Origin of the sequence: Paenibacillus amylolyticus (assembly GCF_047302515.1) — a bacterium.
Classification (GTDB): Bacteria; Bacillota; Bacilli; order Paenibacillales; family Paenibacillaceae; genus Paenibacillus; species Paenibacillus amylolyticus_G.
In genome coordinates, this window is record NZ_CP168019.1 from 3,304,842 (window position 1) to 3,325,349 (window position 20,508).

Annotated in this window: 25 protein-coding genes and 1 pseudogene; 2 read left to right on the top strand and 24 right to left on the bottom strand. The window is 40.1% G+C overall.

Annotated elements, in window-relative coordinates:
* Positions 1-2: 2 nt before the first annotated feature.
* Together ACDJ59_RS14025 and ACDJ59_RS14030 are read right to left on the bottom strand one after the other, a co-directional pair.
* Complete coding sequence (locus tag ACDJ59_RS14025) at positions 3-404, bottom strand: GNAT family N-acetyltransferase (RefSeq protein ID WP_413409518.1); 402 nt, start codon at positions 402-404, stop codon at positions 3-5.
* Between the two features lie 186 nt (positions 405-590).
* Positions 591-812 carry a helix-turn-helix domain-containing protein gene (locus ACDJ59_RS14030; RefSeq protein ID WP_413409520.1) on the bottom strand — a complete coding sequence of 74 codons (222 nt, stop codon included), beginning with the start codon at positions 810-812 and terminating at the stop codon, positions 591-593.
* Positions 813-834: 22 nt separating this feature from the next.
* On the opposite strand from ACDJ59_RS14030, the pseudogene ACDJ59_RS14035 reads away from it, so the two are divergent.
* Positions 835-1,052 (top strand): annotated as a pseudogene (locus ACDJ59_RS14035) (hypothetical protein); the annotation flags it as partial.
* A 240-nt stretch (positions 1,053-1,292) separates the two neighbouring features.
* Here the strand turns inward: ACDJ59_RS14035 and ACDJ59_RS14040 are convergent.
* The 22 genes from ACDJ59_RS14040 to ACDJ59_RS14145 form a co-directional block, all read right to left on the bottom strand.
* The gene (locus ACDJ59_RS14040; protein ID WP_413409521.1) at positions 1,293-1,949 is read right to left on the bottom strand and encodes a lysozyme inhibitor LprI family protein; all 657 of its coding nucleotides are present in this window, start codon (positions 1,947-1,949) and stop codon (positions 1,293-1,295) included.
* A gap of 192 nt (positions 1,950-2,141) precedes the next feature.
* Positions 2,142-2,429 carry a hypothetical protein gene (locus tag ACDJ59_RS14045; protein WP_413409522.1) on the bottom strand — a complete coding sequence of 96 codons (288 nt, stop codon included), beginning with the start codon at positions 2,427-2,429 and terminating at the stop codon, positions 2,142-2,144.
* A 516-nt stretch (positions 2,430-2,945) separates the two neighbouring features.
* Positions 2,946-3,488, bottom strand: a complete 543-nt coding sequence (locus ACDJ59_RS14050) for a GrpB family protein (protein WP_413409523.1) — start codon at positions 3,486-3,488, stop codon at positions 2,946-2,948.
* Between the two features lie 228 nt (positions 3,489-3,716).
* Positions 3,717-4,178: an NUDIX hydrolase gene (locus ACDJ59_RS14055; RefSeq protein ID WP_413409525.1), complete on the bottom strand. Its 462-nt coding sequence runs from the start codon at positions 4,176-4,178 to the stop codon at positions 3,717-3,719.
* Between the two features lie 232 nt (positions 4,179-4,410).
* Positions 4,411-5,531 (bottom strand): IS3 family transposase gene (locus ACDJ59_RS14060; RefSeq protein ID WP_413409526.1). Its coding sequence is split into 2 segments (ribosomal slippage): positions 4,411-5,282 and positions 5,282-5,531, totalling 1,122 coding nucleotides; the frame shifts between segments, so codons are not numbered across the junction.
* A 182-nt stretch (positions 5,532-5,713) separates the two neighbouring features.
* Entirely contained in the window at positions 5,714-6,163 is a 450-nt protein-coding gene (locus tag ACDJ59_RS14065) for a hypothetical protein (RefSeq protein WP_127543661.1), read from the bottom strand.
* Between the two features lie 203 nt (positions 6,164-6,366).
* The gene (locus tag ACDJ59_RS14070) at positions 6,367-6,591 is read right to left on the bottom strand and encodes a helix-turn-helix domain-containing protein (RefSeq protein ID WP_282321802.1); all 225 of its coding nucleotides are present in this window, start codon (positions 6,589-6,591) and stop codon (positions 6,367-6,369) included.
* A gap of 73 nt (positions 6,592-6,664) precedes the next feature.
* On the bottom strand, positions 6,665-7,375 hold the full coding sequence (locus tag ACDJ59_RS14075) for an HAD family hydrolase (RefSeq protein WP_413409527.1): 711 nt from the start codon (positions 7,373-7,375) through the stop codon (positions 6,665-6,667).
* Between the two features lie 152 nt (positions 7,376-7,527).
* Complete coding sequence (locus ACDJ59_RS14080) at positions 7,528-7,920, bottom strand: contact-dependent growth inhibition system immunity protein (protein ID WP_413409528.1); 393 nt, start codon at positions 7,918-7,920, stop codon at positions 7,528-7,530.
* A gap of 202 nt (positions 7,921-8,122) precedes the next feature.
* Entirely contained in the window at positions 8,123-8,470 is a 348-nt protein-coding gene (locus ACDJ59_RS14085; RefSeq protein WP_127543665.1) for a hypothetical protein, read from the bottom strand.
* A gap of 329 nt (positions 8,471-8,799) precedes the next feature.
* A complete protein-coding gene (locus ACDJ59_RS14090) occupies positions 8,800-9,432 on the bottom strand; it encodes a zinc dependent phospholipase C family protein (protein ID WP_413409529.1) in 633 nt (210 codons plus the stop codon).
* Positions 9,433-9,673: 241 nt separating this feature from the next.
* Positions 9,674-10,099: an NUDIX hydrolase gene (locus ACDJ59_RS14095; RefSeq protein WP_413409530.1), complete on the bottom strand. Its 426-nt coding sequence runs from the start codon at positions 10,097-10,099 to the stop codon at positions 9,674-9,676.
* 253 nt (positions 10,100-10,352) lie between these two features.
* Positions 10,353-10,829 carry a GNAT family N-acetyltransferase gene (locus ACDJ59_RS14100; protein ID WP_282321806.1) on the bottom strand — a complete coding sequence of 159 codons (477 nt, stop codon included), beginning with the start codon at positions 10,827-10,829 and terminating at the stop codon, positions 10,353-10,355.
* Positions 10,830-11,064: 235 nt separating this feature from the next.
* Positions 11,065-12,111 carry a hypothetical protein gene (locus ACDJ59_RS14105; protein ID WP_413409531.1) on the bottom strand — a complete coding sequence of 349 codons (1,047 nt, stop codon included), beginning with the start codon at positions 12,109-12,111 and terminating at the stop codon, positions 11,065-11,067.
* Between the two features lie 165 nt (positions 12,112-12,276).
* Complete coding sequence (locus tag ACDJ59_RS14110) at positions 12,277-13,347, bottom strand: alpha/beta hydrolase family protein (protein ID WP_413409532.1); 1,071 nt, start codon at positions 13,345-13,347, stop codon at positions 12,277-12,279.
* 193 nt (positions 13,348-13,540) lie between these two features.
* On the bottom strand, positions 13,541-14,200 hold the full coding sequence (locus tag ACDJ59_RS14115) for a hypothetical protein (RefSeq protein WP_413409533.1): 660 nt from the start codon (positions 14,198-14,200) through the stop codon (positions 13,541-13,543).
* Positions 14,201-14,528: 328 nt separating this feature from the next.
* Positions 14,529-15,626, bottom strand: coding sequence for a Gfo/Idh/MocA family protein (locus ACDJ59_RS14120; RefSeq protein WP_413409535.1), 1,098 nt, complete (start codon positions 15,624-15,626; stop codon positions 14,529-14,531).
* Positions 15,627-15,689: 63 nt separating this feature from the next.
* A complete protein-coding gene (locus ACDJ59_RS14125) occupies positions 15,690-16,862 on the bottom strand; it encodes a Gfo/Idh/MocA family protein (protein ID WP_413409536.1) in 1,173 nt (390 codons plus the stop codon).
* Complete coding sequence (locus tag ACDJ59_RS14130; protein ID WP_413409816.1) at positions 16,859-17,773, bottom strand: sugar phosphate isomerase/epimerase family protein; 915 nt, start codon at positions 17,771-17,773, stop codon at positions 16,859-16,861. Before ACDJ59_RS14130 ends, ACDJ59_RS14125 begins: the two co-directional genes overlap by 4 nt.
* A gap of 344 nt (positions 17,774-18,117) precedes the next feature.
* A complete protein-coding gene (locus ACDJ59_RS14135; RefSeq protein WP_413409538.1) occupies positions 18,118-18,615 on the bottom strand; it encodes a metallophosphoesterase family protein in 498 nt (165 codons plus the stop codon).
* Positions 18,616-18,858: 243 nt separating this feature from the next.
* Complete coding sequence (locus tag ACDJ59_RS14140; RefSeq protein ID WP_413409539.1) at positions 18,859-19,293, bottom strand: Rrf2 family transcriptional regulator; 435 nt, start codon at positions 19,291-19,293, stop codon at positions 18,859-18,861.
* A gap of 42 nt (positions 19,294-19,335) precedes the next feature.
* Positions 19,336-19,713 (bottom strand): DivIVA domain-containing protein, encoded by a 378-nt coding sequence (locus ACDJ59_RS14145; RefSeq protein ID WP_017689054.1) that lies wholly within the window; start codon positions 19,711-19,713, stop codon positions 19,336-19,338.
* 198 nt (positions 19,714-19,911) lie between these two features.
* Here ACDJ59_RS14145 and ACDJ59_RS14150 point away from each other — a divergent pair, with 198 nt between their 5' ends.
* A complete protein-coding gene (locus ACDJ59_RS14150; protein ID WP_101313450.1) occupies positions 19,912-20,478 on the top strand; it encodes a TraR/DksA C4-type zinc finger protein in 567 nt (188 codons plus the stop codon).
* Positions 20,479-20,508 lie beyond the last annotated feature (30 nt).

Consider the following 20,508-nt stretch of genomic DNA (forward strand, 5'->3'; position numbering starts at 1 on the left):
TGCTATACCATATCTGAAATAAACATGGCTTTTGTGCCTTCTTCTGACTTAAATCCAAATAATCCATAGAATTTTTCTGCACTATCATAGGATATAAGCACTTTTGTTTTGATATTAGAATATCGACTAAGCATTTGTTCCATCATTCTCTTTCCAATTCCTAATGATTGATATTCTTTGTGTACTAACATGTAATGAAAATATACTGTCATCACGCCGTCAGACAATGCATTTATTAAACCAACTAATTTGTTATCATCCCATGCAGTAATAACTGTATGCGAGTTGTTTATTGCTTGTCTAAGATCTTCTGGGAAATCTCCTGATTTCCAGTCCACCGAATGAAACAGTTCTTGAATTGCCTGTGTATCAATGTCTTTTATTTCTTTGAACATGATTGTCATTATATTGCTCCTATGCTTGTTGTTTGGATTGGGGGTATTGGACAACGTTTCTATATTCAAGAACCCCGAGGGGGATGTTTGCTGAGCATCTTCTCGAAATCCATCCGCAGCCCCAGGCTCCCAAAGAGCAATGCTTGAATATTATGTTATAGAGATGGAATCGCTTCTCGAATTGACCTTCACGATTTATTTTTCTCCTGGTACGTATTTAATCAAATCAGATAATTTACAATTAAATGTATCGCATAGCTTGAATAAGGTTTCCAGCTTTGTTGTTTCTATATTTGTTTCCCTATAGAGCTTATTGATCGAATTCCGGCTTAAGCCCGATTTTGCCATCAATTCTGTTATATCATCTATTCGGTGTTCTGCCATGAGTTCTCGTATATTACACTTGATTATGTTCATCTTTTCCCCTCCGTAATTCTATCTTATGGAGTGTCATAGGGAGCCCACTCAGCTTTCTGCGGAGACAGATCAATACTCTAAAACACTTCGTGATGCTTTGCCCGATCAACTTCAACATACAGTTTTTCTTTATGAAGACGCACAAATCTCACTCCAATCCATCCTAGAAAGAACTATCTACATACAAGGTTTCAAAGATGCCTACAACTATTTAGTGAATTGCAGAATTCTAGTATTTAGAGGGTTATATGACCCTCTTTTTCTATTGTTTTTGATTCTGTCGTATAACGTCCTGCACGTTCACGAAAATACCCAGCCTTAGATAGCTCTTATCTTAGGCTGAGTCATGTTTTCTGAATGTTCTTCCATGATTATACATCTTACAACCAAGGCGTGGTATCCCCGCAGCTTGAATACATTGTTATGTGCCGTTACTGACTTCGAAGCAGTACCTAAATACCTTTGATCCAGATTCCAATTCTATTTTGTACTTTGGTATAAAAACTCAACTTCACCATCTAGCAAATATCGATATTCAAATAATTGCATTGTTCTTTCCCTAATTCTCTCCCGTATAACCGTTGTTAGGCTTACTGATCCTTTTGATCCAAGGTAACCATTATCAATAAATGTCTTCTCTACAAATTTTGTTTCCCTTAAGTGATGCTGTAACCATTCTTTCTGCGATTCAATTAGTGCTTCTTTTGATTCTCTATCCAACTTAGAAAGAAGCATTTTATATATTTGATTCAACTCATTATCCCAAATCTCTGTATATTTGCTTTCAAATGCCCCCCATTCCAATGTTGTAATAATCTCTTTGGAATTTTGAAATTCATTAAATTCCACTTCATAATCATGATCTATACGATTTCGAAGCATTTCATCATAAAATTCTCCTTTTAAATCAAGGTTCCCAATGCTCATGGGTAATATTTTTTTATTGTTAGCAGTATCTGATAGACCTTCCGTTATTTCTTTTGATTCTGTTCCATCACCTGTACTCACAACATCAGGAGGCAGTTCAGAATTCATTTTTGATTTAGTTTCGCTGTTCAAGGTAGTCGATTGACTACTATTTTGGCAAGATGAAAACACTATTGTAATAAAAACTAATAAGAGTATCTTACCTTTCATAAATTATCTCCTTTAATGGCGCATAACGTTCCTGTATCCACGACCCTCCCACCAACTTAAGCGACCAATTGGAGCGGCCGCGATGCGGCTAGTCGTACGGATGTGTCCGCTGATTCTCTTCCCTGCCGATTGCTTCTTGCAGACCGAGGAGCTTTTAGGCGCCGAAGCACGGATATAATGTTAGAAACTCCCTCAACTTATGCCCTCAAAGTCCTTAATGAGTCCTGTTGCTTTCCCAATATTATTTAGTCCCCATTGAGCATATTCTTTCGCATTCCTATTATTACCTTGAAATTTATGTGTTCTTGCAATTAACAAAACCAGCCTTAAATCAAGTGGAGCTCCAAAATCTTCAATCTTCTTAGATCTAGCTATTATCTCGGCCAATGAAATTGATGTAATCATCCTAGGATCATTAAATTGAGAAAAATAACTCATTCCTTGATCCAAAAATAACTCCGTATTGAAACCATCTTTCACGCTCCATAGTAAAAAATCTCTTCAGCCAATTTGCTTTTTTATTAAGACGTTTTCTGAATTCACAATCATAGGTCGTGATTTCATTTGAAGACTTAGATTCACCAATAGAATTAGGGAGAAAATCTAGATACACCCCCATCTCCATAACACAAGATCCACCGGATTTATATGCCTAAATCACCAGAGTGTAAATAAAGTGATTATCAGTTTTCTTAACAAAATGATGATCGGTTCCCATAAACCCAACCTCATGTAGTTTTGGAACAAAATACACCCTAATTAGCTTTATAAAATCTTTAGTATTCACGTTTTCATATCCTTTGTGAGATTTTCGAAAACGTTGTTTTATTCACAAACCCGAGAGCTTAAAGAGCACCAGCGATTGGGTCGAAGATCTAGCATCATAGGAGTTGTCTGTCTGATACGACTTCCTCGAAATATCTCTGGCAGACCAAGGGGCGTTAACCCCACAGCGTGAATAATTTGCTATCGGATGTCTTAGTTCCATTGAGCAACCTACAGATTCTTTCCATATTCATTAAGTACTTTATTTACAAATTCGGTCTTCCCATCCGTATAAGACTGACGATTTTCTCCATATTTAATAGCAAGTTCTTTCTTTAGATTGGCATATTCGACTACAAATTCGGGATTGCTAATTAATGCATCTCTGAACGATATATGTCTTAATAACTCTTTTCTCTCTTTATTACAAACATATAAATGATGTTCAGGTTTCTGTATTTTTACTATACTATAAGGAACATTTGCATCTTTTCTTGCGAAAGCTTCTCTGTTCTCAACACCCAAATTCCCTTCATGATAGTAACCTAAACTTTCTAATCCTTGAATTACATCTGGAAGCAAGTCCATAGAATCAATTACTACATCAATATCTAAAATAGGTTTTGCCGCTAGTCCAGGTGCTGCGGTACTACCAACGTGCTCAATTCTAAGTACTAGATCCCCGAGTCTTTGTTCTATGATGGATTTTAAATCAGAAAACATTTCAGGCCATTCATTGTTGTAATTTTCAATAATTATTGTTTTTTTACTCATCCTTGAGATGCCCCCCAAAAATAAAGTATTTACGAATATTTCAGATAACATTACTGTATCTACGAACCCGAGAGTCTTAAGTGACCGAAGCGAACGGGTCGCCAGACTTATGCTCACAGGGTTGTCAGGCTGTTTTCACTTCCCTGCCATAACTTCGGCCGGGCCTAAGGTGTTAGCACGCAGAGTGAATACGTTGTTATAAGCCCCATCTTCTTCAAATCCCTCAAGCTATGGTTTACTTAAGTGTTTAATATATCTTCCATCTGTTCCGTCTTGAAGCAACTCTAGTAACCCATCTGGTACCAGTTTTACTGTCAAGTTCCCCTTAAAATAATGAAGTGGTTTCCATACTGCTTTATAGGGTTTACTTCCTTCTATTCCATCTATTTCTTCCAAATCGTAAAGTGATCTATTCATAAGTTCAGCCTCATAAATAAAATCATTTTCGTGTCCAATTTGATCCCGATAGTTGAATATATTCTCAATTACACCAATCAAGATAGGTTCTGAAATATCTGCATCAATTTCTTCTTTGACTTCACGAATTACGGTGATTTTACTACTTTCTCCATATTCAACGGTTCCCCCTATAGGTCGATAATAAGTTATGCCTACAGCCTCATCAAAAAACTCTTCTAACAGTAGTTCATCCCCTCTTCGGATAACACAAAGTGAAACTGTTCTAATCATTAATATGTCCTCCCTGCTTCTATGCAATTAGCCCACATAAATATAATTAGAGTTTGTCGTATAAAGTTCCTGTATCCACGACGTCCAACCGACTTAAGGACCCTCAATAGTCCGGCCATGAAACGGTTAGTCAGGACGGATGTGTCCGCTGATTCTCTTCCCTGCCGATTGCTTCTCGTGGACAGAGGAACTGTCAGGCTCCGAAACGTGGATATGGATTGTCAACATCAAATCAGACAACTTTTTTAAGGGCTTCTTGGCGATACTGAACAGGCGTTAAATACCCCAGTGATCCATGAATTCGGTGCCTGTTAAACCAGTTGACGTAGTCGTATAATTCCAATTCCAAATGACGGAGGTTTCGGAATTCCATCTGGTAAATAAACTCCGTTTTCATGACCTTGTAGGTGGCTTCGGCCACGGCGTTATCGTAGGGACATCCTTTCTTGCTGAGTGATCGGCCAATACCAAACGTGCCTAGAAGCTGGTCCATCGCGTGGTTCTTAAACTCACTCCCACGATCCGTATGAAACCACTGGATTTGGCTCAAGTCGCCTTCTACCGTTGAAAAGGCACGCGAAACCAGAGCAGCGTCCTTATGTGGACCTGCACTGTGGCCAATAATTTCTCGATTGAACAGGTCCATGAGCACACAAATGTAATGCCACCGATGACCGACCTTCACATACGTGAGATCGCTGACCACAAAGCGCTTTGCTTCCGTCTGATCAAACTCTCGACCCAGTTCATTCACTGTTTTCTCCTCATTACAGGCCGTTTTATGAGGCTTGAATTGCGCAACGGTGTACGTGGAGACGAGACTCTGCTCTTGCATGATTCGACCAATGCGACGTCTAGATACGATGAGTCCTCGTTCCTGAAGCTTGGCTTTTATCTTTCGTGTACCATAGACTTTTCGATTTTTGTGGAATATCTCCACAATAGCTTCCGTGAGCTCATCTTCATTTGGCTTTTCCTTTGCTTCATGATAGAAGGTACTTTTGGCGATTTCGAGGACGTTACACATTGCTGATACTGAGTATTTATCACGGTTATTCTGGATGATAGCTACTTTCGTCCCATGATCAGCGCGGCTTGCTTTAAAATGTCGTTCTCCATCCGTAGACGCTCTAGCTCTTTACGCATAGCCATTAATTCGTTTTCTTCAGGTGAACGGTTGTCTTTCTCTTTGAAAGAGCCCGTTGCCTGCGATTGCTTGATCCAGCGATCTAAAGCCGAAGCAGTGAGGTCGTATTCCTCCACAATTGCAGCTCTAGATTTGCCGTTTTCAAAGAGTTGCACCATTTGTTTTTTGAACTCGGTTGTGAATGTGCGTCGTTGTTGTTTAGGCATTGTAGAGATCCGCTCCTTAACATGATAGTTTTATTCTACAAGCCCTTATTTTTTCTGTCCAACTAAGTGTAGCCGATCCATGTATTCACGAACCCTTACTGGCTTAAGGGCCGCCATGGGCTTCCCGCGTGAATACGTTGTTATCTAAGGGGAATTTTTGTTCGAATCTGCGATATAAAAAGCTATTTAGTCTTTGGCCAATTGACAAACCAAGCATTAGAAACGTACTTATTCCACTTAATGTTTGTATATTCAGCTCTTATAATTATTTCAGAAAATTCATTATTAAAGTTTGACGCCATTCCAAATAGCTTATATAAGTTCATACCCTCTTCTGCAAGGATATCAAATTTAAGTATTTCAAAATCATTATTATGAATTAATTCAATATCTATCCTTGTATCCTTCTCCCGTTCAAAATACCCTGACTCATATCTCTCAACATTGATAAATTCTAAAGTGCATTGGTCAGTGTTTTTAGCAACATCATATGGATTTAACATATGACCAACCAATACATTAACTGATTCTATATTGAAAGTAATCTTATTCTCTTCTAAGTAAATTGATTCAACTATGCAATCATGAAAATCAATGCGATCTAGTTCATTCTTTGTGTTGTACAACTCCATCGAGTTCACCCTCATTAATTATGTTTCAAGCTCTTTCAGATAACGCTCCTGTATTCACGACTAAGTGAATGCTGGGTGTGTCTGCTGAATCTGCTTCCACGAAATCCCTCCAACAGACCAAGACTCCATGAAGAGTCGCTGCTTGAATATTATGTTAAGCGACAGATCTCATCTTCAAATAATCAGCAGATATTTTCATCCCATCATTGATCTGCTATATGCTCCAATAAATCTCCAGGCTGGTATCCCAATGCCGTACATAATTTATCGATTACGTCTAACGACACATACTCATTCGTATTGAGTTTTGCCATCGTTGCCGATGAACTCCCCTTCTCGCTTGCCTTTCGGAAAACGTTGGTGCATTCCTGACGTTCAAGCGGCTTAAATGACCGAAGGAACGGGTCGATGGACTTAGCCTGTTGCATGTATCGCCTGATACCGCTTCTTTGAAATTCTTCTAAGCGATCAAGGACGAATGCCCACGGTAGAAATGCGTTGTTATACGACGATACTTCCTTCTTCGATTCCACTAATAATATCTCTTACTTCTTTTAGATCTCTACATATAAAGTTGGGTTCTGCAATATCTGTTTTAATCTTATTTAACCGATTTAACCAGACTGTCGCTATTCCTAAAATACCTGCTCCACCGACATCGCTCATTAAAGAATCCCCGATATGTAACACCTCTTTAGGAGACAGATTGTGTCTTTCTAAGGCTTCAATAAATAATTCTGGTCTTGGTTTATATGATTTAACGTCTTCACTTGTAATTATTTCATTTACCTTTATCCCATGATAAGCTATTGCGGCTTTTACATCGGCTGTGTCAATATTCGATAATATGTAGACTTCATATCCTTGAAGAGTTTCTAGAAATGGAATTGTATCACTAAATATTTTAGGCTCACTCCAGTGATCGAATTGCTTCTGGATGATCTCATTTACATCACAGTTTGATCTATATTTAGAAATCGTCTCAGATAATGATAAAATCCCGAGTTCGCGCTGGGATTTAAATGTCTCACCATAGCTGTTTTTAAACATGCTCGAAAATATGTTCCACCAGTATCTACCTATATCACTTACTTCGCATTCTTCCACACTATTTTCTTGTATTTCCTTACAGATCAATGGGATGATATCGTCATCCTCATGAACCAAGGTTCCATAAAAGTCCAGAAATATTGCTTTAATACTCATCATCATCCCGTCTCCTTTGATTAAACTCTCTAAGCCTATTCTTCAGTATTGTCGTATAACGTTCCTGTATTAACGACCTAGCGTATGCCGGGTGTCTGGCGAATGCCGGACCAAAGGCGTATGCCCGAAGCGTGAATATTATGTTATGTGGAATCGACTTACAAACTGCTCCTGTATTTAATTATCTGCTCGTCTAATGTCCTTCTCACTTCTTCATAGATTCTAATCACTTCATTCAATTCGTTCTTTAATTCTTGATGTTCGTTCCAATATTCTTTCTCTACTTTGAGTACCGAACAAAATAAATCTCCAATATATAAATCTCCTGATCCGAATGGGTTCTGTATTAATTTTTCTAAGGCTATTCGCAAAAGAAAATCTAGATTCATTTGTTGCCCGATCAAAAGTCTTAATTCTTCATTATTCAATTCGCAAAGAGGTTTTTTCCTTAATTGATGTACTTGTATTACTAATGAGGAAGCAAAATTCGGTTCGTCCCAATAGTCGTTTTCAAGCTCTTCAAGGGTTTTGGTTAGATCGATTTGCTGCATGGTTTCACCCTCTTAAAGAAATGATTTGTGGTAAGTCACATAACGTTCCTGTATTCATGAACCCCAAAGGGTTGTCTGCTGAAATGCCCCCTGAAATCCTTTTCACAGACCAAGGCTCCAATGGAGCCGATGCTTAAATATTATGTTAAGCGTTGCTTCTGTCTTCCTGAGTTGACTTCATTGATCCTGTACTGACATAAATCTAATTTTCTTGGTTCTTATTCTTGGTATGCCAATTTAAGATCTCTTTATGCGTTCTATCAATCTTGCTGTTAAATCGTTCTTTGTACTCTTCTTTAATATCGTTGGGATCATATCCATACCATATCTCACAATTGATTAAAAGATCCCGAATCTCATCCATCGACTCTTGAGAAAGCAACATTAATATTTCCGTAGTTAAACGATCATGTTCGTCATCAGGAGCACCACCTTCAACTAGATTCACAGGATCAAATCTGTTAACGATTTCTCTTAGTTCTAAAAATGTCTTTGAATCTTTTGAGATCTTTATTTCACGATTCTCTTGAGAATTATTTCCAAATTTCATATATTCCCTCCACGATAAATCTTCGAGTCCACTTTAACGTTTAATAGGCCTAAAACCTGTAAAGTGTTTGCTTTATAGGCTTGCTCCTCGGTAATCACACCTCTTGTTCGAATCACTTCGTCGATCTTAGTAATTCCTCGATTTTGAACCGTTCTTAAATGCGCTCTTCCAGAAGTTGCGCTTAACGTTCCTGTATTCATGAACCCCAAAGGGGTTGTCTGCTGAAATCCCTCTTCGAAATCTGTCCGCAGACCAAGGCTCCGAAAGGAGCCACAGCTTGAATATTATGTTATATGTTGTCCCTGCCTTCTCTGAATCGGCTAATTACTCTATTCTTCTTTCTTAAATAATTGTTCTAAATTCATTATTCCCACATTTACTGATGTTTCGATATATCCTTTGATCTGTATAAAACTAAAGACATTCAGCGGTTCATTTATTACTTGTTCTTCATATTCCATATCTCCTATTACATGAGGAACGAATTCTATTACATCACGAGACTTTACTTCATCCAGATCAATGACTTCACCAGCTTTATTATTGATTGCATTCCTCATTTCATCAGTAAAATCGTAGTACTCTAACAGCTTTCCGTTCAGTAATTTAAAATCATTATGATACAGTGGATACACTCCAACATCCGCTTCCATTTGATTCCTCAGCCAAGGCATATAAAATCCCTTCATCCACTGCTCATCTGCAATTAAATGTGCAAAATATCCAAGCACATACAGGTTATTAGAATATGATTCATATTTATTTAAAAATTCTCGATAGTCTATGTGTCTTGTGAAGTTCTGATGTTCCCCTCTATAGAAATGAGATTCATCTTTTGTAACAACCGCATCTGGAGCAATACTGCCTTGCAAAAACGAAGTTCTGTCTTCGATATTCAATCTCTCAGCAATTTTATGGCCGATAATCAAATGCATGATTCTTGATCCCATAATATAATTCACCCCATGGTAATTGATCTTGATCTTCATGCTCTTGCAGGGATTACATATAACGTTCAAAGGTTCACGACGGGCTTCAACCTTAGATAGCTCTTATCTTAGGATGAAGTCTGTGTTGGTGGTTTACTTCTATTGTATTCACATCTTCCAAACAAGGACGAATGTCCGTTGCGTGAAACTTGTGTTATATGATGTCAGCGCCTTCTTCGATTCACATGCAAAAGGTCTTTTATTCCTTGTTAACTTATAGAGTAATTTCTTTAAGAATCTTATCCTTACTCATCTTAACTTGTTCAATCTTATGCCCAATATTACCCTCACCTGCAAACAATGACATATCGAAAAAATCCTTATTTAAATCGGACCAGTATAATTCATTTTCATCCCCGTAGACGTCTAAATGATAATTTAACTTGCCAAAATAAACTTCCACGTAACATTCTTGAATATAGTATTTGAAGTCCATTAAATGATGTAGAATAATATCTTTGTTAGATATGCCAGTCTCTTCAAATAATTCTCTATATGCCGCCATAATGCCGGATTCTCCGTGTTCAATTTTACCGCCAACAAGATTACTTAAACCCTTATATGGATTCCTTGATCGCTTGCACATAAGTAATTTATCCATATCTTTGCTGTAAATCATGAGCACATTATACCCTTGCACTATTGATCCCCCTTTTAGAGACATTTAATATTGTGTGCTAGTTGATTTTTAACATATTGCGTTGATTTCCTATAACGTTCGCGCATTACCGACGTTCAATCGGCTTAGGACCGTAGGTCCGGGTGCCTCTGCCACTTAGCCGATTGGATGTGTCACCTGATTCAGCTTCTACGAAAACTCTTCTTGGTGACCAAGGGAGCGTAGCGACCGATGTGGGAATGCAATATTATCGGATGTAACATGACCCCTTGAATCAACTAATAAAATCCTGTATTCTTCTTCCATTCTCTATCCGTTCTTTAAATTGCCCTTTTGTATATTCATCAATGGTTTTATTCCAAAATATCTGAGCCGATTTGTTTCCTTCGATCTGATAGACTTCCCATTGTCCTTTATATAAATCAAAAATACGAGCAGCTACAGCTTTGCCAATCCCTTCTCGTCTATATTTCTTTAATATAAAAAACTCAGCAATTGAATAGTAATCACGTTCAGCCGTTTCAATTAACCTTACCAATACAAAACCCACATGCTTATCATTTTGTTTAATTAAATACGGAAATCTATGATTCTTTTCTATCCAGTAATCTTCTAATGGATACGCTCCGTATAGCCCATTTTCTTCTACATCGCATTTTATAAATTCTGAAAAGTCATAAATATAAAACTGCATCAAATTCGCCAAAACTTCCTTACATTCTTTGTTTGCTTGAATTATTTCAAATTTCATTTGATGTTCTCCGCTCTAATTTTATATATTCATGTTATTTCCGATTACGTTCCTGTATCCACGACGTGCCACCAACTTAAGCGACCAACGGGAGCGGCCGCAATGCGGTTAGTCGGTGCGGATGTGTCCGCCTGAATTCACTTCCCTGCCACTCTCCTTCTGGCGGACCGAGGAGCCGCCAGAAGGAGAGTGGATATGATGTTATCGGAAGTGACTAACTTCTTAGATATACCTACTAATTGTTCTTGTATTCTTCGTAGTTTAATAACCTAAGTCTTCCTTCATCATGCATTTCTTCTGGGAATCGTACAGAATCAAGAGTATGAAGTGTTCTTGCTATATTTATACATTCTTGCACTTCATTATCAACTTCATATTTTCTTATTAAAATTTGCTTTAATCGATTAATTGTCTCCTCATTAGCATTATTAATATCTATTAAAATACTTAAAAACATCCATCGCGTGTGACTATCGCTTTGAATAATTTGGCCATCAATTGATGGAGTGTAACCTGAAAACACCTCGAAGAGTGTGACAACTTCCCTTGATGCAATCACACCTAATTTAATTATTTCTTCCTCAACATCATACTTATGGCGGTACATTTGTTTAAGTGATCTTGTACCTTCTGTTTCATTGCCAATAATAAATTCATATAACAAATTAGACCAATGTGTGACTTGCTCTTCTTTAGACGTTGAATAAATTATGCTTAAATATTGTTCATACTCTTTAACCTCAGGAAATGCTTTATAATAGTCTTCTATTGTTACCGTCTTTTTTATGTATTCATAATATTCAGAGTCATGCTCTACAATAAATGAAATAAAGTGACCCGTTTTATTTAGTTTAGAAAAAGTAAATCTAAGTTCAAAGATTATTTCCACTAAAGCATTAATAAACTTTTGTGTCAGCTCATTCGATGATTCTTCATCTTCATCATCGAAAAACTCCGAAAGTTTTTCTTCATATAATTGTTCGAATTCATTTATTAATTCTGGTTGTTTTGTGTCTTCGTATGAAAAATCCCCAACATTGTATTCTAGCCCCCTAATGCCGAGTAGTTTGTCTGAAGTATAAGAACTATAGTGTTTATTAACATGTTTTTTAAACGAATCAAAGGTATTCCACTTCAAATTAACATTCCCATATGTAGCATGACAGTCCAAAATCAAGCAGTACACATCTTTATTTTCAGTTGTTGTTGCAAACTTCTCAAGATTATACTTAAAATGATTCAACAATGTACTTCTCCACAAATTGATATCAAGGTTCTTCATTTTTTCTATTCTCCTTTTCAGGTCATTTCCGATAACGTTCAGGTATTCACGAACTTCCCCAGGAAGTTGTCACATGAATCTACTACTCTGCCAGAAGCATCACCATTGACCAAGGCGTAGCCGCTGCATGAATACTGTGTTATCAGATGGTGACGACTACTTGAACTACACACTAACTGTTTGCCCCTTAATATTAATCTCAACGATATCAGCCGATCGTTTATGATTAAATGAATTCTGTAAAGAATATGATTTTCCTTGAATAAATTCACTTAAGAAAGCAGTTGAATAATCACTAATAATTTCATGTTTATTTATTGCTTCAATATCTTTAAAATGTATTGGAACATCACTAAATGTCATGTGGTGAGCTCCTTGGACTTTTACAGCAGCTTTATAACCATTTAATTGTTTATAGAGCTTTTCAAATCCACTAATAAAAGGATTGATTATCCCTTCAGATAACTCAGTAAGTAATTCATCGTAAGTACACTTTTCTTGTCTCATAATTAAAAACGGAGTATCTATTTTTTCGTTTTTTTCTAAGTCTAAAAGATGGAAACTAGCATCAAACATTACTCCTGCTCGAATTCTATTGTCTCTTTTAGCCACCTCAAATGCAGCAGCGCCTCCCAAAGAATGACCCACTATTCCTATGCTTCTATAACTAAATCCTTCGAGCAATGATTGAGAAAATAGTAAATCAAGATGATTAATAACATACAAGATATCTTCTACTCTTGTATCTAACAATTCCCTCCACAATATAAAATCTGTACTTTTGATATTAGTTAATTGAGCAGTTTGATTAACAACACGCCCATCAGGAAAGATTGAAAAAACAGATTCGTATGTCGCACCAATGGATACTACTATATATCCACAATCCACCAAATATTTAATATGATAGGTATACATATCCCTAGAAACTCCAAATCCAGGAGAATATAAAATAACATCAGATACTGCATTGGAATATTTCGGATTATAATTGTTATATATATGTGTTTCTATGGTATTCAAATATTCAATGTCTACTCCTAAGTCTTTTAGTATGTTAATTGCCTTGTCTTTAGATGGATCAAATAAGTCCATATAATTACTAACATTAATCTGAGTATTTTTATCATCAGTAGGATAATAAATACTAGTTATAATTGCTCGCTCCTCATCGTTAGAAAAGGGATCTTTTCTAGATCTATCATTCAATACGACAACATTTCTTCCCACATTCATTAATTTCACCTATTTCTTTTGTATTTTATAACTTTCTGATAATGTTTCTGTATTCATGAACCCCAACGGGGTTGTCTGCTGAAATCCCTCCTCGAAATGCATCCAGCAGACCAAGGCTCCGACAGGAGCCGCAGCTTGAATATTATGTTATAGGATGTCATCGACTTCTTTGAATCACACAATAATACGACATTCAATCCAATAAGAAATCACTGGCAATCTTGTTTGACACAAACTTGCTTTGATCGTGGGAAAGGAATAGATAATCTATTGGATATCCAACAGATGGTGTTGGTTTTAAGTTCTCCGCTTGAATTTTTAGCTTAAAAAGTGTTTCCATGAAGTCAAAAACTTGGTTTTCTTGCATCTTACTAAAATCGGGCAATGGTAACACTTGATTACGAACTTCCGTATCATCAATTCTAGCTAGCACACTATATCTTAAAAAGCCTTTACGATCCACGTTCTCCCTTACTAGATTGAGTCCACTATCAAAATCTAGATCATATATAAATGGCTCAGTATCTTGATATCCCGCTATATGGTAGGACGTTTCGAGCTGTGGGAAATTTGACTTTATATATAATTGAAGAGCGTCAGCTACATCACACTGTCGCATGCTAGATTCCACTGTGTGGGTGAAATTTTGTAAAATTTGTTTAATTGTCTTTTCTCCCCATGAAGCTCTCCCTCTCACAGAAATCCCTGTTCCGGTTTTTCGAATAAAAAACAACTTCTGTATTGAGCCATAACCGATTATTTTATTTGTCTGATAGTTTTCCGTCCGCTGGAGCAAGGTATCAGTTCCCATAACTATACATTCATGTGCATATGCTGTTGCTATTAAAGTCATTCAGAACTCCCTATCAATGGTAGGATCTTGTGATTTAAGATTTATTCTATTCCTGCTGATTTCCTATAACATCATATATACGAACTTCGTAAACACCTCTCTTTTTAACGAATATCCGAACTACATATAATATAACCCATATTAATCCATCTGCGAAGTCACGAACGTACTCAAAAAAGCAGCCCCGGTGCGAACTGCTCCATTTGTTAGAAAAGACTAACCTTTTGGATCCAGTTTAACATTTGGGCTGCTCTTTTCTTCACTCAACAATAGAAGAATTACGGACAATCTTTAGTGATCAACCTTTGCTCTCCTTCACCTAAAACATTTACTTCGCTCCGCTACTCCACACCACGCGCTCGCTCATGGCTTTGTGCTGTGCAATCAGACAGAGTTCTGCCGCTTTGAATGCATGTTCTTGTGTCATGGCTGTCTCGGTCCGGTCCAGGCAATCGCGGATGAGCTGACCGAAGAACGGGTAGCCGACCTTGCCTTTTACATTGTAACGGTACTCCCCTTCATGGTTTACCAGATAGACCTGATCTCCTTCCGGTTCTCTCGCTACATCGATATACTTCCGCAGCTCGATATAACCGTCCGTTCCCAGAATAACTGTACGCCCATCGCCCCATGTTCCCAGACCATCCGGTGTGAACCAGTCCACTCGGAAGTAACCCGACGCTCCGTTGTCCCCGATCAGAGAAGCTTCGCCGAAGTCTTCCAGTTCCGGGAACTGTGGGTGATTGAAGTTATGCACACGACTGAACCCTACCTCAGCATCCGTACATGATGCAAACGTCAGGAATTGTTCGATCTGGTGACTCCCGATATCACAGAGAATACCGCCATACTGCTCATGCTTGAAGAACCAGTCGGGTCTTCCTCCAGCATTCAGGCGATGCGGGCCTGTACCCATAACTTGCACTACTTTGCCGATTGCCCCTTGTTCGATGAGCTGCCCCGCATAGATCGCACTTTCTACATGCAGTCGTTCACTGTAATACACCATGTACTTCTTGCCCGTTCGCTTCACTTCTTCTCGTGCAAACTTTAATTGCTCCAGCGTGGTAAACGGGGCTTTGTCTGTAAAATAATCCTTGCCTGCGGCCAGAACTCTCATACCAAGCGGCGCACGATCTGAAGGGATCGCTGCACTTGCCACCAATAACACCTCATCATCTGCAAGCACCTCTGCTTCAGATCCAGCGACTTGAGCCTGTGGGAACTGCTTCCGAAATGCCTCTACCTTCGCCGGGTCCGGATCATACACCCACTTGAGAGTAGCTCCAGCCTCCAACAATGCCCCAACCATGCCGTAGATGTGTCCGTGATCCAGCGCAACAGCAGCAATCGTGAACTCACCCGGACCACATACGACCTCTTTTGTAACACTTTTTGGTGCATAAAACATCCCGTCTTTAGCCATGTCATCCCATCCTTTTTATAAAATGTTGATTACAATGAACTCGTCTTACATAACAAATCGTCTTCATTTAAACGTCTGATTCAAATCAGCAGGTTGACTGCCACTGAATGCCTTGTCTTTCTTCGTCGTTGATCCAGCAATGCGTTCCTGCAGATGCTCATAGAACAGATCCTCATCGATCGGCAGATCCACCCAGTTATCCGTCCAGGTGGACAGCAACATAGCGTTCGATAACGTCAATCCGTGTATACCATCCTCACCGGGAGCAATAAGTGGTACGCCTGTACGAATCGCATCAACCCAGTTACGAATCAGACCCGGGTGACCCGTTTCCACACCTGTAATCGGAATCTCGCATTTCCAGCATTCTGGCTGTCCAAAACCTCCGGTAAACCGCTGATTGAATTCAGGCTCAGATTCCCGAAGTCGCCAGAACGTAAGTTTTCCATCTTCGATCACGATTTTACCCCAGTCTCCGTTGACCTCGAATCGATTGGTACCCGGTGCTTCTCCAGTAGTCGTTACGAAGACACCCGTTGCTCCATTTTCATACTCCACATAAGCTGTTACATCATCTTCCACTTCAATGTTCCGATACTTGCCAAACGAACAGAAAGCACGCATTCGTACCGGCATCATGCCGATGGTCCACTGCCACAGATCCAGTTGATGGGGGTCCTGGTTAATCAGTACACCGCCCCCTTCACCTGCCCATGTTGCCCGCCAGCCGCCGGAATCATAGTAACTTTGGGATCGATACCAGTTCGTAATAATCCAGTTGGTACGCCGTACTTCACCCAGTTCGCCCGAAGCAATCAAGTCTCTCAGCTTAATGTAGAGTGGATTGGTTCGCTGGTTGTACATCATGGAAAAGACTTTGCCACTGGCCGCGGCCGCTTCATTCATCTTGCGTACCTGTTTCGTATATACACCGGCCGGCTTCTCGATCATGACATGCAAGCCATGCTGGAAAGCCTGAATGGCCTGTTCCGGATGATCATAATGCGGCGTTGCAATAATGACTGCATCAATCGTACCCGAAGCCATCATCTGCTCTGCATCCTGCCAATAGGTGACCGTTGCCGGAAGGTGACTGGATACCCAGCTCTCCATCTCTCTTCTTACATCACATACGGCGACCAGCTCTGCACCGGGTACTTCTCCAGCCACCAACGTTCTGGCATGTGCTGCTCCCATGTTTCCTATACCAATAACCGCTACTCGTACGATACTCATGACTGCTCCTCCTCGTCCACACGACGCTCAATTTCGGCGAAAACGTCTGCAAAATGCTGTAACATCGCCTTGGATTCCAAGGCACCACTAAAGTCCTCTATTCCGTAATATCCGTCATACCCTACGGCACGAAGATCCCGCACCATCTGTACCCAATCGACCATGCCTTCAGTCAGCGGCGTCCAGTGACATTTCCAGACTGTATTCAGAGCCACTCCCCTGCTCTTCTCAGTCACATTAGCCTTTTGCGAATCTTTCCCTTCTGCTTCAAACCACCCGGCATTTTTCACATGTACATGAGCCAGATAAGGGCCTAACAACTCAAGTCCCATCCGATGATTCTCATATCCTTCATGCACCATATTGCCTGGATCGTACAATACACCCACATGCTGCGGGTCGAGCGATTGCACAAGCCGATAGGCCAGCGATGCCGTCGGTGCTATCGTCTGATGATGCGTCTCTACAATCGCCTTTATGTTGTACTGTTTGGCCAGATCTTGTACTTCACTCAGGTAATCAACGGCTTTACGATACAACTCAGGATAACTGGTCTTGCGATCATATCCAGGGACACCCACACGCATCATAGATGCTCCTAAACCAGCAGCAGCCTGAAACGCTTGCTTGGTGGCAGACAGATCATCACAGTTCAGATACGGTACAAGTGCGATGGATTTTCTACCTTGCCCTAACGCTGCTTCACGAAAAACAGGAACCTGTTCCTCCCAGCGGCTTGGATCTACCGAGCATCGATTATTTCTCCAGTAAGAAGGCTCTTCAGACATAGCATCTTCAGGAATTCCACGGAATCTCCACTCAATTCCATCAATCCCCGTTGCTGCCGCAGCCGATGCCAATTCTTCTGCATTCAGATCAGGGGTAGCCACGGTGAATACAGACAGTTTCATCATGATCCATCTCCTTATGTAAACGTATTCATTTTATGTCGTAAAGGCATTGTATCACTCCACTGAACGTCACCATAGGGGAAAACGCCAACAGATGAATGACAGATAACGAACAGAGCACATTCCCCATTCAGAGATAACTTCCCAAGAGAATGATGTGATCTCAAATCAAAAAAGACATCCCTGGAACAGATTTGAATTCTGCTCAAAGATGCCTTGTACAATAATCATATATATAAGATGAAATTTAAGGAAAAAAAGTTCCCTGTCAGTTATCCAGTCGCCACTTCAGTAGCTGGTTCTGGTTCTTGCACTCGTCCAACTTGCAACCAGCGCATATCTCTCTAATCCCGATCAAAGAATACGTGTTCAGCCTGTATTCTCCCCTGATCTATTGTCATGATGCCAAATGAGTATTGCTTCTGAAAACGCCGATCTGTAGGCGACCCGGGATTAAATACCAGCGTGTTGTCCACGGTATGCATCACTGGGATGTGTGAGTGTCCATAGATCACAGCATCCACATGCTGGCCTGCAAAGGTATGAATTGCATTCTGCTCCGTACCCTTTGATCCCAGATGACCGTGCACAAGACCCAGACGAAGCCCTTCCACTTCAACAATACGGGAATATCCCAGTTTTTCAGCGATTTCAGACGGGTCCGTATTACCCGCTACCCCTTCAACTGGTGCATACTCACTAAGCAATGGGTATACACTCCAATCCGACCAGTCACCGGCATGAAGAATGAGATCTGCACTCGGCAATACATCCAGGAGCCTAGTCGGTAACTTCCGTGATTTACGTGAACAATGCGTGTCAGATATGACTACAATTTTCATATAACAACCCACCTTTCCTTTAAGGTCGTTCAAAAAGTCCGCTTTTGATTACGAAGGATGCCTAACGGCATCGCAGCATCGAATATGGAATTCAGCCGAATTAAGCATATGCTTACGAAGGTTGTTTCCTTAGGAAACATTGTAGTTGCTCACGTAGTTTCCTAAGCTCCGCTACTCCATTTCTAGCTTCATCCCATCTTCTCGGTACTGAAAACCAACATGAACTTTTCGTCTTACTGCAATCTACTCTGTCTGTGATGGAACAGCTTGCATCTGAGTACAGGAACGTTCCAAATCTTCGAGTGTAATGGATGCAAAGAACTGCTCCACCTTCGCCTCGGCAACCTGATACAGATTGGTCAGCAAGCTGTCTATATGCAAGCCCACTTCACAATCCGGGTTACAATTGCCATGAATCGGGAACAATGGACCTTCGTCCTTGGCAGCCTGATAGATCATGGCTAATGTGATTTCACTTGATGGCTTCGCTAAGTAGAAGCCTCTTGTTCCAGGAGAGGAGTTCACCAATCCTGCCTTTTTCAGCCCGCCCAGAATACGTCTGACGACGACAGGGTTGGTATTCACGCTACCTGCAATGTGTGCAGACGTGATTCGTTCAGGCGCGCTGAGTGACAATAACAACAAACAATGCACACTGACCGAAAAATGAGTACTCATGATTAACCACCTTTATTTAATATAATCCAGGACATGCCGACCTTATTCAGAGAACAGATCCTTTTCGGGACGTGCTCTGATCTTGAGCTGTCGCACACTGTATTCCAGTTGTTTCACAATATCATCCAGTTGTTTGCGATCAATCTTGGTCGGATCTTCCACCGGTTTCGCGGACGACTTGAGATCGCGGATCGTTAACTGCTGTTCTTGCCATTTGTCCATCAGATCTGCAATATTGGCATAGAAACGTTCGTAATCTTTGATGACCAGATCAAGATAAGCATCTACCTCATCCGGATCATAACCACGAAGTTTATAATTAAATTGTTTTTCATGTATCGATAACGCATCTAGCTGCACACCCAATTGTTTGAACAATTGTCTCTGTTTATCCAATCTTCGTTTCATATGTTCATCCATATTGACAACCTCCATTATAAGCCAAGCCGTGTTTCATTTCCTGTGAATAACATACGGCATTTTCTCTCTCTATTTTTTATAACACATAATCCGTCAGATATAAAACGATACAGCCCTATTCCTCACGAAAATGATTGCTTTTCATCCAATTCGGGTAAAGACTCACTACACCCCACAACGGGAAAGGAGCATGTCCTTATGAGTACATTAACTAAAGATCAACATCAAATACTGAAAAACGCCCTTTTGGAGCAACGTGAAAACTTGCAGCGTCATTTTGAATCCAGCATGGAAGACGGTGCTCCAGTCGAGTCGCTGAAAGATTCAACCGGTGAGCTGTCCTCCTATGATAATCATCCGGCAGATGCTGGTACGGAAACATTTGAACGCAGCCGTGATCTGGCGATTGACGATACATTAACAGACGAATTCAATCAAGTGAACGACGCATTGGAACGTATGGAGCAAGGTACATATGGAACCTGTGTAACGTGCGGCGAAGATATTCCCTTCGAACGACTTGAAGCTATCCCCTATACGGCTTACTGTATTGACGACACGCCTAATCGGGAGATCAGCAACGATCGCCCCGTTGAAGAAGAAGTGATGACCATGCCTCCGAGTGGTGCTGGAGAAGGAAGACAGAAGCGGGCCGGCAAGTTCGACAACGCAGATGCCTGGGAAGCGGTCGAAGAATATGGTACATCCAACTCCCCCGCAACCGCAGCCAAACGTGATGTGAAGGGTTACGATGAGAACATGTAACTTTGTTATGAACTGAAACGTTAAGCGTTA